Source organism: Pseudomonas sp. RT4P38, from assembly GCF_054897765.1.
Genome location: NZ_CM142703.1, coordinates 1932975 through 1946621, shown reverse-complemented (window position 1 = coordinate 1946621; position 13647 = coordinate 1932975). Strand labels below are relative to the sequence as shown.

Sequence of the window (13647 nt, the reverse complement as noted above, 5' to 3'; positions counted from 1 at the left end):
GGGCAAGCCTCGCTCCTACAGAGTTTTGCATCGCGCACAACAAACCCGGCCCATGGCCGGGTTTGTTGTTTCTGCGTGCTTCGCTTACTTCGCGTTTGCGGCCTGCAGCGCATGTTGCGCGCTGCGCTTGTTCTTGATGCCGTAGCAAATCCACATGAACGCGACCCACACCGGAATCGCATACACCGAGATCTGGATTCCCGGAATCAGCAGCATCACGCCCAGAATGAACACCACGAACGCCAGGCAGATGTAGTTCCCATACGGGTACCAAAAGGCCTTGAACAGCGGCGTCTGCTTGGTTTTGTTCATGTGCTGGCGGAATTTGAAGTGCGAGAAACTGATCATCGCCCAGTTGATCACCAGGGTGGCAACCACCAACGACATCAACAGTTCCAGCGCGTTTTGCGGGATCAGATAGTTCAGCAATACGGCAATCAATGTCACCGCCGCCGACGCAAGGATCGAACGCACCGGCACGCCGCGCTTGTCGATCTTCGACAAGGCTTTCGGCGCATCGCCCTGCTCGGCCATGCCCAGCAGCATGCGGCTGTTGCAGTAGGTGCCGCTGTTGTACACCGACAGCGCCGCGGTCAGGACCACGAAGTTGAGGATGTGCGCGGCGGTGTCGCTGCCGAGCATCGAGAACACTTGCACGAACGGGCTGCCGCTGTAGGAATCACCCGACGCGTTCAGGGTAGCCAACAGGCTGTCCCATGGCGTCAGCGACAGCAGGATGACCAGCGCACCGATATAGAAAATCAGGATCCGATAGATCACCTGATTGATGGCTTTCGGGATCACAGTTCTCGGTTTGTCGGCTTCCGCTGCGGTAAAACCGAGCATTTCCAGGCCGCCGAAGGAGAACATGATGATCGCCATGGCCATCACCAGGCCGCTGACGCCATTCGGGAAGAAGCCGCCGTGGGCCCAGAGGTTGGTCACCGACGCTTGCGGGCCGCCGTGGCCACTGACCAGCATATAGCTGCCCAGCGCAATCATGCCGACGATGGCCACGACCTTGATAATCGCGAACCAGAACTCGGCTTCACCGAAGACTTTGACATTGGCCAGGTTGATCAGGTTGATCAGGACGAAAAATCCGGCTGCCGATACCCAGGTCGGGATGTCCGGCGCCCAATAGTGGATGTATTTGCCGACCGCAGTCAGCTCCGACATGCCCACCAGAATGTACAGAATCCAGCAGTTCCAGCCCGACAGGAAACCGGCGAAACCACCCCAGTATTTATGGGCGAAGTGGCTGAAGGAGCCGGCCACCGGCTCTTCGACGATCATTTCGCCGAGCTGGCGCATGATCATGAAAGCAATGAAGCCGCAGATGGCGTAGCCGAGGATCATCGACGGACCGGCGGATTTCAGGACGCCGGCCGAGCCGAGGAACAGCCCGGTACCGATCGCGCCACCGAGGGCGATCAGTTGAATATGGCGATTTTTCAGGCCGCGTTTCAGCTCGCCTGAATGCGAGTTTTGTCCACTCATGAAAAGGGTCTCACGCAAGGTTTGATGATGTTCGTTAGACGTTGCTGCTCGGTTGCGATTTCAAGCAGCGCCGATCAAACCCCAGCGAAGGCAAAAGGAGTTCAGCGTTTTTACAACGGTCATGCGTCACCTGCTTGTTTTTATCTGTGACGAAATCGAACCCGACACGCTTGTGGCGCGGCGGAGTGAACAAGGCGGATAGCCTTGAGGTTTGCGCAGATGCGCAGGAGGTCACAGTTAAAACGCGGCGCATTGTACACCTGTAACCCCCTGCTGCCAGACACCACTGGATCAGCGTGTCATTTGCCGGGATTGCCTGGGTCCGCCTCGAGGGTCTCGAGCGGCTGCAAAAATAGAGTCAGACCTTTGCAGGTCGTCGACGGGGACGGCGGAAAAATCGCCCCACGGGGAGAAGTGGAAATGAGTCACGGCGTACATTGCGCCTCCTTCTTGTTATGCACCTGCACGACAGGCATGGGGCGCATCTCACCCTTCAACCGCGCCTGAAACAAGCGGGCCAGAGCCCGGCGCAGGGGTTAAATAGCGCTGTGACGGAAGGTTTTCCTTACATCCATTCCCTAAACGTCAAACCCAGGGTTTTGAGGCTTGATTTCGTCAGCATTTCTTTACATGCCGTAACGTAAATTTTCCGAGTCAGATCTGGATGTAAGCTGACTGCAAATTGACGGTAGGACGTTTCCTTATGGAAAGGTCGGGTTAGTTTTTTGTTTTTTATTAACAAATTGCTTGTTAGAAAACAGAATAAAAAGTTCAAAATAAATCTTATTTAATTATTTTTTTGCATTTTAAAAAGCTCTGGACTAGGTTTCAGCGACTTGCCGAGCCGCATCGATTGGCAAGTTGTTCTTACTCAAAAGTCATCTAGGAGATTCACCATGCAAGCACTGGACAAAGACTTGGAAACTGAACTGCAACTGGACGATTGGTTTGAAGTATCGACCCATGAAGCCGCCGTTGAAATGATGCAAGCCGACGCGGTTGTTCCGTTCGGCACGGCGATGTGGCCTTTGTAGAAAGGCCCGGCAGGCACGATCCGGCCGGTTGTGCCTGCCACTTTTTCTCGGTTTGTCAGGGAGGACTACATGGATAAGCAACGCGCCATCTCGCATTTCCTTTACTACCTCGAACATCACCCTGCCCTTGCCGGCATCAACTCGGCGAAGGTCTTGCTCGGCCACACGGCTGATTACCAGGCACTGACGAGCGCCATCGCCCAACAGGCCGGTGACAGCCCACGGTTCAGCTTCAGCGCGATGCGACTGGACCTGGAACCCACGGAGTTGCTGGCCCAGGCGATAGCCGACAGCGATCTGTATATTTTCTTCTACGACTCTTCCACCCTGCCCAACCCACGCCCCGACGGCCCGGAATTTGTCCGCGCGCTGCAAGGCGTGATGACCGAGAACTGGAAGAAGTCGCTGCTGTTCAAGGATTACGGCGATTACTTCTACGACACCTTCAGTGTCACCCCGCAGCGCATTGCCGGGTTGAACAGCCACTTGATCCAGCGCATGTCTCACGCCACCACGTTAAGTTTCAAAGATGATCACGGCTCGTGGTTCGAAACACCGTTGAGCAGTATCAAGAAGTGGACCGACATCAACGGTGTCGGCAACTTCGATCTGGCGCCCGGTGAAATTGCCACGCACAGCGAAGCCATTAACGGCCGGGTCAAGTTCATGGGGACTTTTCTCGGTACTATTCCATTTGCCCGTAAATACGGGGTGCTGGAGTCACCGCTGGAACTGTGGATCGAGAACTCGACCATCAGCAAAATCGCCACCGATGTGCCCGGGCTGGAACATGACTTCAACAAGTATCTGGACGCCAATCCATCCAATCGGCGCATTGAGGAGTTGGGGATCGGCACCAACGAAGGCGTTAAAGCGTTGTATGCACGCAATGCCGGGTTTGAGGAGCGTCATTGCGGGCTGCATCTCGGATTGGGCGGTGGCGCGAAGGGCAGCCATCATCTGGACCTGATCTTCTCCAGCGGCGTGTTGGCGCTGGATGATGAGCCGGTGTTTGATGGTCGGTTTGTGTTTTAGCCACAAAGTAGCGGTGCTGCTACTGGCCTCATCGCGAGCAAGCTCGCTCCCACAGTAGATCGCATTTCCATAAGACAACGCGGTCACCTGTGGGAGCGAGCTTGCTCGCGATGACTGACTCACAAACACTGCACCTCTTAAGCCTGACCAAAAAAAACGCCAACCCGAAGGTTGGCGTTTTTTATGGGGCGCTTACCGATTACTCAGGCTTGCGACGACCGAAGCCTGGACGCTGGCCCGAACCGGCTGGCGCACCACGGCGCTTGCCCGATGGCGCGTCCTTGTCGACCAGGACGATGCCTGGACGCTTCTTCGCCGGTGCCTTGGCCGGGCGCTTGGTGTCGGAAGGACGGTCTGCCACCGGCGTACCGCGACCCGACTCACCACGAGACTCGCCACGACCGGCTGGAGCACCGCGATCGCTACGACCGCCGCTTGGCGCACCGCGGCCTTCGCCACGCTCGGTGCGACCGTTGGCCGGACGCGGCGTGCGTGGACCGCGCTCGCCATCAGCGCGTGGCGCTGCTGGTTTGCGGGCTGGACGCTCGCCTTCGATTTGCGGTTCACGGGAGTCACGCGGCGTAGCAGCGGTCTGGTTACCGATGGCTGGACGCAACGAACGCACGCGCTCGGTCTTGCCCATTGGACGCGACGATTTACGCTGCATGCGGTCGAGCTTGTCTTTGCTCTTGGCGTTCATCTGCGGCATGGCCACAGGCGTCAGGCCAACTTCAGCACTCAGAATGTCGACTTCGTACTGGCTCATTTCGCGCCAGCGGCCCATCGGCAGGTCGGAGTTGAGGAACACCGGACCGAAACGCACGCGCTTCAGACGGCTGACCACCAGGCCCTGGGATTCCCACAGACGACGAACTTCACGGTTGCGACCTTCCATCACCACGCAGTGATACCAGTGGTTAAAACCTTCGCCACCCGGCGCTTGCTTGATGTCGGTGAACTTGGCCGGGCCGTCTTCGAGGACGACGCCTGCTTTCAGACGCTCGATCATCTCGTCATCGACTTCGCCACGGACACGTACCGCGTATTCACGGTCCATTTCGTAGGAAGGGTGCATCAGGCGGTTGGCCAGCTCACCGTCGGTGGTGAACATCAGCAGGCCAGTGGTGTTGATGTCCAGACGACCGATGTTGATCCAGCGACCTTCTTTCGGGCGCGGCATCTTGTCGAAAACGGTCGGACGGCCTTCCGGATCAAGGCGGGTGCAGATTTCGCCGTCCGGCTTGTTGTACATGATCACGCGGCGTACCGACTCGGCGGCTTCTTCGCGCTTGATCACCTTGCCATCAATGGTGATGGCGTCGTGCATGTCGACGCGCTGCCCGAGGGTGGCGTCTTTGCCATTGACCTTGATGCGGCCGTGACTGATCCAGGCTTCTACGTCACGGCGCGAGCCGACGCCGATACGGGCGAGGACTTTCTGCAGTTTTTCGCCTGCTGGGCCGATTTCCTGGTCGTCTTTCTGGTCTTTGATACTCATCTGGGCACCTCCCGGTGTGGTCTGTTCAGGCAGCTCTGAAGTGAGGGTCCTGAAGAGTTGAAAGCTGGTACTCCGGCGAAGGGATCGCCGAAGGGTCGCGAATCATACGCTCATGAGGGCATTCGCGCATCAGAGACTAGCTGATCAATGGAGACTTACTTGTTTTTCCGCCGACCGGTGGCGCCAATTTCGAATTCAATACAGATCCAATGTGGGAGCGAGCCTGCTCGCGATAGCGGTGTGTCTGGCAGCAATGATGTTGGCTGACACTCCCTCATCGCGAGCAGGCTCGCTCCCACAGGATCCGAGTCAATCTTCGAACTGACGACGCTCGGCCTCGATTGCTTCTGCCAAAGCCTTGGCTTCGGCTTCTTCGTCGGTCAACTCGGGCTCAGGTTTCGACTGTTCGAGCGCGGCTACAGCGACCAGGAGTTTTTCCCGCGCTTCGGCGACACCAAGAATGTCATCTTCCTGTTCCTGTCCTGATTCGACTTCAGCTTCAGCCTCAACCTGAGGTTCAACCTCGGTTTCAGGCTCGGGCTCTGCCAACTCCCCTTCGGTCTCGGTCACCTCGCCATCGCGCAACAAATCACCGAAGTCGGTCTTGAGCCCCTCCTCCATGGTGTCCAGTTCCAGTAGTAGCGTGTGGAAACTGGTTTCTTCCTTCGGCTCTTCCGGCTCGGCGCTGGCGTCGGCCAACGCTTGCAGACCGGCAGGCACCGGCGCGTCGTCGAAATCGAGCACCGGATCAGGTTCAAGCTCGCGCAATTCGGCCAGCGGTGGCAAATCGTCGAGGTTCTTCAGGTTGAAGTGATCGAGAAACGCCTTGGTGGTCGCGAACATCGCCGGCTTACCCGGCACGTCGCGGTAGCCGACGATGCGGATCCACTCGCGCTCCAGCAAGGTTTTGACGATGTGACTGTTGACCGCGACGCCCCGCACGTCTTCGATCTCGCCCCGGGTAATCGGCTGACGATAGGCGATCAGTGCAATGGTTTCGAGCATGGCGCGGGAATAGCGCTGCGGCCGTTCTTCCCATAAACGTCCTACCCACGGCGAAAACTTTTCGCGGATCTGCAAGCGATACCCGGAGGCCACTTCCTTCAGCTCGAAGGCGCGGCCGTCGCAAGACTTGGCGAGAATCGTCAGGGCTTTCTTGAAGACGGGCGGCTCCGGCCGCTCGCCCTCTTCGAAGAGTTCGAACAGGCGTTCAAGCGATTGCGGTTTTCCCGAGGCCAACAGAAAGGCTTCAAGCAGTGGCGCCAGCTCGCGGGGTTCAGTCAGGTTCATGATTCAACTCGTTATTCGGCTCGGGCCCGGACATGGATCGCCGCGAACGGCTCATTCTGCACCAGCTCGACCAAGGATTCCTTGACCAGTTCGAGGATCGCCATAAAGGTTACCACCACCCCCAGACGCCCTTCTTCAGCGGTGAACAGCTCGACAAACGGCACGAAACCACCACCCTTGAGCCGCTCCAGCACATCGCTCATGCGTTCGCGCGTGGACAGTGCCTCGCGGCTGACCTGGTGACTTTCGAACATGTCGCCACGGCGCAGGACCTCGGCCATGGACAGCAGCAGCTCTGACAGACGCACGTCCGGCAACAGCTTGCGCGCCCTGGCTTCCGGGGCGTCGAGCTTGGGCACCACCACATCGCGGCCCACGCGGCTCAGACCATCGATGCCTTCGGCAGCAGCCTTGAAGCGTTCGTACTCTTGCAAGCGGCGGATCAGTTCGGCGCGAGGGTCGTCTTCTTCGGCCTCGATCGTTTCGGCACGCGGTAGCAGCATCCGCGATTTGATCTCGGCCAGCATCGCGGCCATGACCAGGTACTCGGCGGCCAACTCCAGGCGCACCGATTGCATCAACTCGACATAGCCCATGTATTGCCGAGTGATTTCCGCCACCGGGATGTCGAGAATGTTGATGTTCTGTTTGCGGATCAGGTACAGCAGCAGGTCCAGAGGGCCTTCGAACGCTTCAAGGAAGACTTCCAATGCGTCAGGCGGAATGTACAGGTCCAGCGGAATTTCCATGACCGCCTGGCCATAGACCATGGCGAAGGGCAGCTCTTGCTGGGCTCCGGCCTGACTGTCGACAACGGGTTCTACTGCAGACATCTACGCCTCGGCCATGAACGGCGTAGGGTCGCCGCAACCGACGCGGATCACTTCTGGCTCGCCGTCGGCGAGGTTGATCACGGTGGACGCCTTGATCCCGCCGAAACCGCCGTCGATGATCAGTTCGACCTGATGCTCAAGCAATTGACGCATTTCGTAAGGATCGGTCATCGGATCGGTGTCGCCAGGCATGATCAGCGTCACGCTCATCAGCGGTTCGCCGAGTTCCTCCAGCAGCGCCAGGGCAATCGGATGGCTCGGCACGCGCAGGCCGATGGTGCGTTTTTTCGGGTGCAACAACAGCCGCGGGACTTCGCGGGTGGCGTTGAGAATGAAGGTGTATGGCCCCGGCAGGTGAGATTTAAGCAGGCGGAAGGTGCCGGTGTCGATCTTGGCAAACAGCCCCAGTTGCGACAGGTCGCTGCAAATCAGCGCGAAGTTGTGCTTTTCGTCCAGCTGTCTCAACCGGCGCACGCGCTCCACGGCATTCTTGTCGCCGATCTGGCAACCAATGGCATAGGACGAGTCTGTGGGATAAATCACCACCCCGCCGTTGCGGATGATCTCGACAGCTTGTTTTATCAGGCGCGCTTGCGGGTTTTCCGGATGAATCTGGAAAAATTGACTCACATTCTCTACCTGTTCAGACGGCGGCAATAATTGGGTCATGTTTGAATCGACACCACAGTGGTGGCAGATCCTCCGGGAGCGGACGGTATTCACCGATCTCGGACCAGCCTCCAGGGCCATGAAAGTCACTGCCGGCGCTGACCAGCAGACCGAATTCACGGGCAAGAATCGCCAGGCTGCCCACTTGCTCGGCGGGCTGATGGCCATTGACCACTTCGATAGCGTGGCCCCCTGCTTGAATATAGTCGGCAATCAACCGGCGACGTTTGCTGCGAGTGAAATCGTAGTGCCACGGATGCGCCAGGCTGACCCAGGCTTTCGCGGCTCTCAGGGTTTCGACCGTGTCTTCCAGGGTCGGCCAGTGTTGCTTGACGTCCCCCAGCTTGCCGGCGCCCAGCCATTTGCGGAACGCTTCGGCGCGATCCTTGACGAAACCTTCACGCACCATCCAGTCGGCGAAATGCGGGCGGGCCGGCGCGTTGCCGCTGTCACCCAGCTCCTGCTGGATGGCCCGGGCACCTTCGAGCGCTCCAGGCATGCCTTTCAACGCCAGCTTGCGGCTTATTTCTTCGGACCGGAGCCAGCGGCCGTCGTGCAATTTTGCGATTGCCTCGACCAACGGTGCGGCATTTACATCAAATCCGTAGCCCAGTACATGAATGGTCGCGCCCCCCCAGGTGCAGGACAATTCGACGCCATTGACCAGTTGCATCCCCAACGCAGTCGCCGCGCTGCGAGCCTCGTCGAGGCCCTCAAGGGTGTCGTGATCGGTCAAGGCCAGGACTCGCACGCCTTTTTCGAACGCACGCGCAACCAGAACTGCAGGCGCGAGAGCGCCATCGGAGGCCGTGCTATGGCAGTGCAAATCAACATTCACGGGGATGTGTTACCTCAAATCAGCTGGCGCTATCGCGCGCCCATATGTTTGTTATTATGCCGCCACATCCTGCTTCTGGCTGCCACTGTGAAACAATTCATCGATTTCATCCCGCTTCTGCTGTTTTTCATCGTCTTCAAACTCGATCCACGGGTCGTCGACATCGCCGGTCATCAACTGACTGTAGGCGGCATTTACAGCGCCACCGCGATGCTGATCATCAGCTCCCTGGTGGTTTACGGCACGCTGTTCATCAAGCAGCGCAAGCTGGAGAAGAGCCAGTGGCTGACCCTCATCGCCTGCCTGGTCTTCGGCAGCCTGACCCTGGCGTTCCACAGCGAAACTTTCCTGAAGTGGAAAGCCCCGGTGGTGAACTGGCTGTTCGCCCTGGCTTTCATCGGCAGCCACTTTGTTGGTGACAACCTGCTGATCAAACGCATCATGGGCCACGCGCTGACCCTGCCGGATCAGGTCTGGACCCGCCTGAACATCGCCTGGATCGGGTTTTTCCTGTTCTGCGGTGCCGCCAACCTGTTCGTCGCGTTCACCTTCCAGAACTACTGGGTCGACTTCAAGGTGTTCGGCAGCCTGGGCATGACGCTGCTGTTCCTGGTCGCCCAGGGCATCTACCTGTCCCGCCACCTGCATGACGCCGATACCACAACGCCAAAAACCGAGGACTGACATGCTTTACGCAATCATTGCCACAGACGTCGCCAACTCCCTGGAGGCCCGCCTGGCCGCACGCCCTGCACACCTTGAGCGCCTGCAAGTGCTCAAAGGCGAAGGTCGCATCGTTCTGGCCGGTCCACACCCGGCGGTCGACAGCAATGATCCGGGTGCTGCGGGTTTCACCGGCAGCCTGATCGTCGCCGAATTCGATTCTTTGAGCGCCGCCCAAGCCTGGGCCGACGCTGATCCGTACATCGCCGCAGGCGTCTACGCCAACGTTTCAGTCAAGCCGTTCAAGCAAGTCCTGCCGTAATATCCCCAGCGCGGTGAACCTAATCGGTTCATCGCGCTCTCAACGCTCATTATTCTCGTTTACCGGCCGACAACCTGCCCAATACTCGTATTGGAATCAGGAGTCGCGATGCGCAAAGGTCCGTTGTGTCTGATGTTGGTGACGTTGTCGATCATGGCCCCCGCCCACGGTGAAGAAGGCGCTGCAGGCGGTAGTTCCACGCCGCTGTCCTTGAGCGCCGGTAGCCAGATCACCGATTTGCAGCAACGCTTGAAGGCAAGCGAGCAGCAACGAGAAGAACTGAGCAAACAACTGCAGAATGTCGATGGCGAACGCGAAAGCGTTCAGCTGAGCCGGTTGCGCCAGGAGAACCAGCGTCTGAAGCTGCAACTCAAGGAAGCCCAGGCCAGCAGCCCGCTGCCGCGCTTGCTGACTGATCAGCAGCAGTGGTTCGTCATCGGGGCCGGAGTAGCGCTATTGGCGTTGCTCTGCGGTATCTTCGCCAGTGGTGCCACCAGAAAACGTAGGCAATGGCTAAATTGAGTGAGTCATGAGCGAGCTGTTATTAATTGATGATGACCAGGAGCTGTGTGAGCTCCTGAGCAGTTGGTTGAGCCAGGAAGGCTTCCAGGTCCGCGCCTGCCACGACGGTCAGAGTGCCCGTCGCGCACTGGCTGAAACATCGCCGGCGGCCGTGGTACTGGACGTGATGCTGCCGGACGGCAGCGGCCTGGAGTTGCTCAAGCAATTGCGCAACGACCACCCGGACTTGCCGGTGTTGATGCTCTCGGCCCGCGGCGAGCCGCTGGACCGCATCCTCGGCCTGGAACTCGGCGCCGACGATTACCTGGCCAAACCGTGCGACCCACGGGAACTGACAGCGCGCCTGCGCGCCGTATTGCGCCGCAGTCATCCGACGGCGGTGTCCAGCCAGATGGAACTGGGCGACCTGTGTTTCAGCCCGGTGCGTGGCGTCGTCAGCATCGATGAACAGGAATTTACCCTCACCGTTTCCGAAAGCCGTTTGCTCGAAGCTCTGCTCAAGCAACCCGGCGAACCGCTGGACAAACAGGAACTGGCGCAAATCGCCCTCGGCCGCAAGCTGACGCTGTACGACCGCAGCCTGGACATGCACGTCAGCAACCTGCGCAAAAAGATCGGCCCGCACCCCGACGGTCGCCCGCGCATCGTCGCCCTGCGCAGCCGTGGCTATTACTACAGCCTGTAAGTTTTGTCAGGTCAGCGAGAAATCGTCTTTACCCAAGCTTTACGCTCCGCTGACCGCCGCTGACCTTGATCTCCGTAATCTGCACACATCCGGAACGTACCGGGAACGAGACAAGGAGATTCACCATGCGCAAGACTCTTATCGCTCTGATGTTCGCTGCCGCCCTGCCAACCGTTGCCATGGCCATGCCTGAAGGTACCGGCCCAATGGACGGCTCACGCCATGGCGGTCAAATGCACGGCATGCACGGCAAAGGCCCGTACAGCCAGCTGGACCTGAGCCGCGAACAGCGCGAGCAGATCCGCAAGATCATGGGCGAGCAGATGCATGAGCGTAAGCAAGTGGTCGACAAGTACCTGGAAAAACTTTCGCCAGCCGACCAGAAAGCCATGAAAGATGAAATGGCGGCCAACCACAAGAAAGCTGAAGCCGACGTGCGTGCCTTGCTGAAACCGGATCAACAGAAGCAATTCGACGAGATCCAGAAGAAAAAGGCCGAGCGTCGCGCCGAATGGGCCGAGTTCAAGGCCTGGAAAGCGCAACAACCGCAAAAAGCGCAATAATGTTTTAGCGACACTCTCCAGCCCAACGGTTAATCGCCGTTGGGCTTTCTTTGTTTGAGGATTTTCTGTGCGCTCATTGTTCTGGCGTATCCTGGCCAGCTTCTGGCTGGCCATCGCTCTGGTTGCAGGGCTCTCCATTCTGCTCGGGCACATGCTCAACCAGGACGCGTGGATTCTCAGTCGCCACCCGGGCCTCAACACCCTCGCCGAACAGTGGACGCAAACCTACGAGTCGCAGGGCGAAGAAGCGGCCCAGAGCATTCTGGAACAGCGCAAGCGCCAGTATCACATCGACGTTCAAGTGCTCAACGAGAGCGGTGATCCGGTGGTGCACGGCACCTTCCCACGTCGTGCGGCAGCCTTCGAGGCGCGGCAGAACAACGACGACCGTCGCCTGCCATGGCGTCGTCTGACCGATGAATACACCAGCGCGAAAACCGGCGACACCTACCTGCTGATCTACCGCATTCGCCACCCGGAACTGGACGCGTGGCACCGCGAAAGCCTGCTGTGGCCGTTGAGTGCGCTGGGTATCGCGCTGGTGGTGCTGACCTTGTTCAGCCTGCTGGTGACGTTGTCCATTACTCGCCCACTCAACCGTTTACGCGGTGCGGTGCATGATCTGGGGCAAACCACTTACCAGCAGAACAGCTTGGTAAAACTGGCCAACCGGCGCGATGAGTTCGGCGTGCTGGCCAACGACTTCAACCGCATGGGCGCGCGCCTGCAAAGTTTGATCGGCAGTCAGCGGCAGTTGCTGCGGGATGTGTCCCACGAGTTGCGCTCCCCCCTCGCCCGGCTGCGCATTGCGCTGGCACTGGCCGAGCGGGCCAACCCTGAAGAACGGGAAAAGCTCTGGCCGCGCCTTACCCGTGAGTGCGACAGACTGGAAGCGTTGATCAGCGAAATCCTGGTACTGGCACGGGTAGATGCCGACAACGCCAGCGCTGAAGAGGTTGATCTCAATGCGCTGCTCAACACTCTGCAAAAGGATGCTCAATTGAGTTCGCCCGAGCAGAACGTGCGCCTTGAGGCCGAGCCGCAGCTGAATCTCAAAGGCTGGCCGACGATGATCGAGCGCGCCGTGGACAACTTGCTGCGCAATGCCCAGCGGTTCAACCCGGTGGGGCAATCGATTGAAATGCAGGCAGTGCGTCAGGGTGAACGGATTGTGGTCAGTGTGCGTGACCATGGGCCGGGTGTAGAGGCTGCACATTTGAGCCAGTTGGGGGAGCCGTTCTACCGGGCACCGGGGCAGACGGCGGCTGGACATGGTTTGGGGTTGGCCATTGCGCGTCGTGCGGCGGAACGGCATGGCGGGAGCCTGGTGCTGGCCAATCACCCGGAGGGCGGGTTTATCGCCAGCCTGGAATTGCCGTTAGTGCCTGGGGCTGTGGTGCAGCTCTGAAATCCACCCCTCACCCCAGCCCTCTCCCCACGGGGGAGAGGGGGAAAGGGAGCAGATCGGGGGCGTTTCATATCCTGAGTTCAACTCGGTCAGTCCCCTCTCCCTCCGGGAGAGGGTTAGGGTGAGGGCTGGATCGCAATGATTCACCCCTCACTCACAAACGACTGCTCTCAGCCCTTGGAAGGCCAGGCGCTGACGAATTCAGCCAGATCAACCTTCTCCGCCACCCGCGGTTCCTTCTGCGGCGTACCCAGATAAAGAAACGCAATCACCTCTTCCCCTTCCGCAAGCCCCAACCCCTTGGCCACATGCGCCGAATACGCCAGCTCACCCGTGCGCCACACCGCGCCAATCCCTTGCGCATACGCCGCCAGCAAAATCCCGTGAGCCGCGCAACCCGCCGCCAGCCGTTGTTCGGACTTCGGATATTTGACGTGATCCTGCAACCGCGCGATCACCACAACCACCAGCGGCGCACGCAGCGGGCCGTTACGCGCCTTGTCCAGCGCGGCCTCGGACACCTCGCTGTCTTGCAGCTTCGCCGCTTCAGCCAGCAACTCGCCCATTTGCTCGCGCGCCGCGCCTTCGACTGTCAGGAAGCGCCAAGGCTGCAAATGGCCGTGGTCCGGCGCTCGCATCGCAGCGCCAAACAGCACTTCGCGTTGTTCTGCGGTCGGTGCTGGTTCCAGCAATCGTGGAACGGAAACACGGTTGAGCAAAGCGTCGAGAGCCTGCATCGGCCATCTCCTGAAAAAAATGTGAAGCCATTCTAGCTGCAACCACCTCG

General features: G+C 59.1%; 15 protein-coding genes. 8 read left to right on the top strand and 7 right to left on the bottom strand.

The features are described 5' to 3' along the window. Nucleotides 1-84: 84 nt before the first annotated feature. Nucleotides 85-1500, bottom strand: coding sequence for an amino acid permease (locus ACYZT7_RS09000; RefSeq protein ID WP_462040753.1), 1416 nt, complete (start codon nucleotides 1498-1500; stop codon nucleotides 85-87). An 896-nt stretch (nucleotides 1501-2396) separates the two neighbouring features. Between ACYZT7_RS09000 and ACYZT7_RS08995 the strand changes: the two genes are divergently transcribed. Together ACYZT7_RS08995 and ACYZT7_RS08990 are read left to right on the top strand one after the other, a co-directional pair. Beyond that, nucleotides 2397-2534, top strand: a complete 138-nt coding sequence (locus ACYZT7_RS08995) for a hypothetical protein (RefSeq protein ID WP_462040752.1) — start codon at nucleotides 2397-2399, stop codon at nucleotides 2532-2534. A gap of 69 nt (nucleotides 2535-2603) precedes the next feature. Continuing rightward, the gene (locus ACYZT7_RS08990) at nucleotides 2604-3569 is read left to right on the top strand and encodes a M29 family metallopeptidase (protein ID WP_462040751.1); all 966 of its coding nucleotides are present in this window, start codon (nucleotides 2604-2606) and stop codon (nucleotides 3567-3569) included. A gap of 199 nt (nucleotides 3570-3768) precedes the next feature. Here ACYZT7_RS08990 and rluB read toward each other — a convergent pair whose 3' ends face one another. From rluB to ACYZT7_RS08965, 5 genes are all read right to left on the bottom strand, one after another. Continuing rightward, the gene (gene rluB / locus ACYZT7_RS08985; RefSeq protein ID WP_283190235.1) at nucleotides 3769-5067 is read right to left on the bottom strand and encodes a 23S rRNA pseudouridine(2605) synthase RluB; all 1299 of its coding nucleotides are present in this window, start codon (nucleotides 5065-5067) and stop codon (nucleotides 3769-3771) included. A 309-nt stretch (nucleotides 5068-5376) separates the two neighbouring features. Further along, nucleotides 5377-6357: an SMC-Scp complex subunit ScpB gene (gene scpB / locus ACYZT7_RS08980; protein ID WP_462040750.1), complete on the bottom strand. Its 981-nt coding sequence runs from the start codon at nucleotides 6355-6357 to the stop codon at nucleotides 5377-5379. An 11-nt stretch (nucleotides 6358-6368) separates the two neighbouring features. After that, on the bottom strand, nucleotides 6369-7067 hold the full coding sequence (locus ACYZT7_RS08975) for a segregation and condensation protein A (protein ID WP_401358440.1): 699 nt from the start codon (nucleotides 7065-7067) through the stop codon (nucleotides 6369-6371). A gap of 123 nt (nucleotides 7068-7190) precedes the next feature. Continuing rightward, a complete protein-coding gene (locus tag ACYZT7_RS08970; RefSeq protein WP_462040749.1) occupies nucleotides 7191-7820 on the bottom strand; it encodes an L-threonylcarbamoyladenylate synthase in 630 nt (209 codons plus the stop codon). A 13-nt stretch (nucleotides 7821-7833) separates the two neighbouring features. Next, nucleotides 7834-8697, bottom strand: coding sequence for a PHP domain-containing protein (locus tag ACYZT7_RS08965; protein WP_095127806.1), 864 nt, complete (start codon nucleotides 8695-8697; stop codon nucleotides 7834-7836). Nucleotides 8698-8784: 87 nt separating this feature from the next. On the opposite strand from ACYZT7_RS08965, the gene ACYZT7_RS08960 reads away from it, so the two are divergent. The 6 genes from ACYZT7_RS08960 to ACYZT7_RS08935 all read left to right on the top strand — a co-directional run bounded on the left by ACYZT7_RS08960 (nucleotide 8785) and on the right by ACYZT7_RS08935 (nucleotide 12860). Further along, nucleotides 8785-9381, top strand: a complete 597-nt coding sequence (locus tag ACYZT7_RS08960; protein WP_282380712.1) for a septation protein A — start codon at nucleotides 8785-8787, stop codon at nucleotides 9379-9381. 1 nt (nucleotide 9382) lies between these two features. Continuing rightward, the gene (locus tag ACYZT7_RS08955; RefSeq protein WP_008156126.1) at nucleotides 9383-9682 is read left to right on the top strand and encodes a YciI family protein; all 300 of its coding nucleotides are present in this window, start codon (nucleotides 9383-9385) and stop codon (nucleotides 9680-9682) included. A gap of 108 nt (nucleotides 9683-9790) precedes the next feature. Then, nucleotides 9791-10204, top strand: a complete 414-nt coding sequence (locus tag ACYZT7_RS08950; RefSeq protein WP_282380718.1) for a translation initiation factor 2 — start codon at nucleotides 9791-9793, stop codon at nucleotides 10202-10204. Nucleotides 10205-10211: 7 nt separating this feature from the next. After that, nucleotides 10212-10889, top strand: coding sequence for a response regulator transcription factor (locus ACYZT7_RS08945; RefSeq protein WP_282380720.1), 678 nt, complete (start codon nucleotides 10212-10214; stop codon nucleotides 10887-10889). A gap of 125 nt (nucleotides 10890-11014) precedes the next feature. Then, on the top strand, nucleotides 11015-11452 hold the full coding sequence (locus ACYZT7_RS08940) for a Spy/CpxP family protein refolding chaperone (protein WP_462040748.1): 438 nt from the start codon (nucleotides 11015-11017) through the stop codon (nucleotides 11450-11452). Nucleotides 11453-11519: 67 nt separating this feature from the next. Then, nucleotides 11520-12860, top strand: coding sequence for a sensor histidine kinase (locus tag ACYZT7_RS08935; protein WP_462040747.1), 1341 nt, complete (start codon nucleotides 11520-11522; stop codon nucleotides 12858-12860). Between the two features lie 170 nt (nucleotides 12861-13030). Here the strand turns inward: ACYZT7_RS08935 and ACYZT7_RS08930 are convergent, their stop codons facing one another. Further along, nucleotides 13031-13597: an NAD(P)H nitroreductase gene (locus tag ACYZT7_RS08930; RefSeq protein WP_462040746.1), complete on the bottom strand. Its 567-nt coding sequence runs from the start codon at nucleotides 13595-13597 to the stop codon at nucleotides 13031-13033. Nucleotides 13598-13647: the final 50 nt, after the last annotated feature.

Excerpts from the sequence above, each read along its gene's own strand:
- rluB (WP_283190235.1), bottom strand. The coding sequence starts at position 5,067 with ATGAGTATCAAAGACCAGAAAGACGACCAGGAAATCGGCCCAGCAGGC.
- ACYZT7_RS08930 (WP_462040746.1), bottom strand. The coding sequence starts at position 13,597 with ATGCAGGCTCTCGACGCTTTGCTCAACCGTGTTTCCGTTCCACGATTG.
- ACYZT7_RS08955 (WP_008156126.1), top strand. The coding sequence starts at position 9,383 with ATGCTTTACGCAATCATTGCCACAGACGTCGCCAACTCCCTGGAGGCC.
- scpB (WP_462040750.1), bottom strand. The coding sequence starts at position 6,357 with ATGAACCTGACTGAACCCCGCGAGCTGGCGCCACTGCTTGAAGCCTTT.
- ACYZT7_RS08945 (WP_282380720.1), top strand. The coding sequence starts at position 10,212 with ATGAGCGAGCTGTTATTAATTGATGATGACCAGGAGCTGTGTGAGCTC.
- ACYZT7_RS08950 (WP_282380718.1), top strand. The coding sequence starts at position 9,791 with ATGCGCAAAGGTCCGTTGTGTCTGATGTTGGTGACGTTGTCGATCATG.
- ACYZT7_RS08990 (WP_462040751.1), top strand. The coding sequence starts at position 2,604 with ATGGATAAGCAACGCGCCATCTCGCATTTCCTTTACTACCTCGAACAT.
- ACYZT7_RS09000 (WP_462040753.1), bottom strand. The coding sequence starts at position 1,500 with ATGAGTGGACAAAACTCGCATTCAGGCGAGCTGAAACGCGGCCTGAAA.
- ACYZT7_RS08940 (WP_462040748.1), top strand. The coding sequence starts at position 11,015 with ATGCGCAAGACTCTTATCGCTCTGATGTTCGCTGCCGCCCTGCCAACC.
- ACYZT7_RS08995 (WP_462040752.1), top strand. The coding sequence starts at position 2,397 with ATGCAAGCACTGGACAAAGACTTGGAAACTGAACTGCAACTGGACGAT.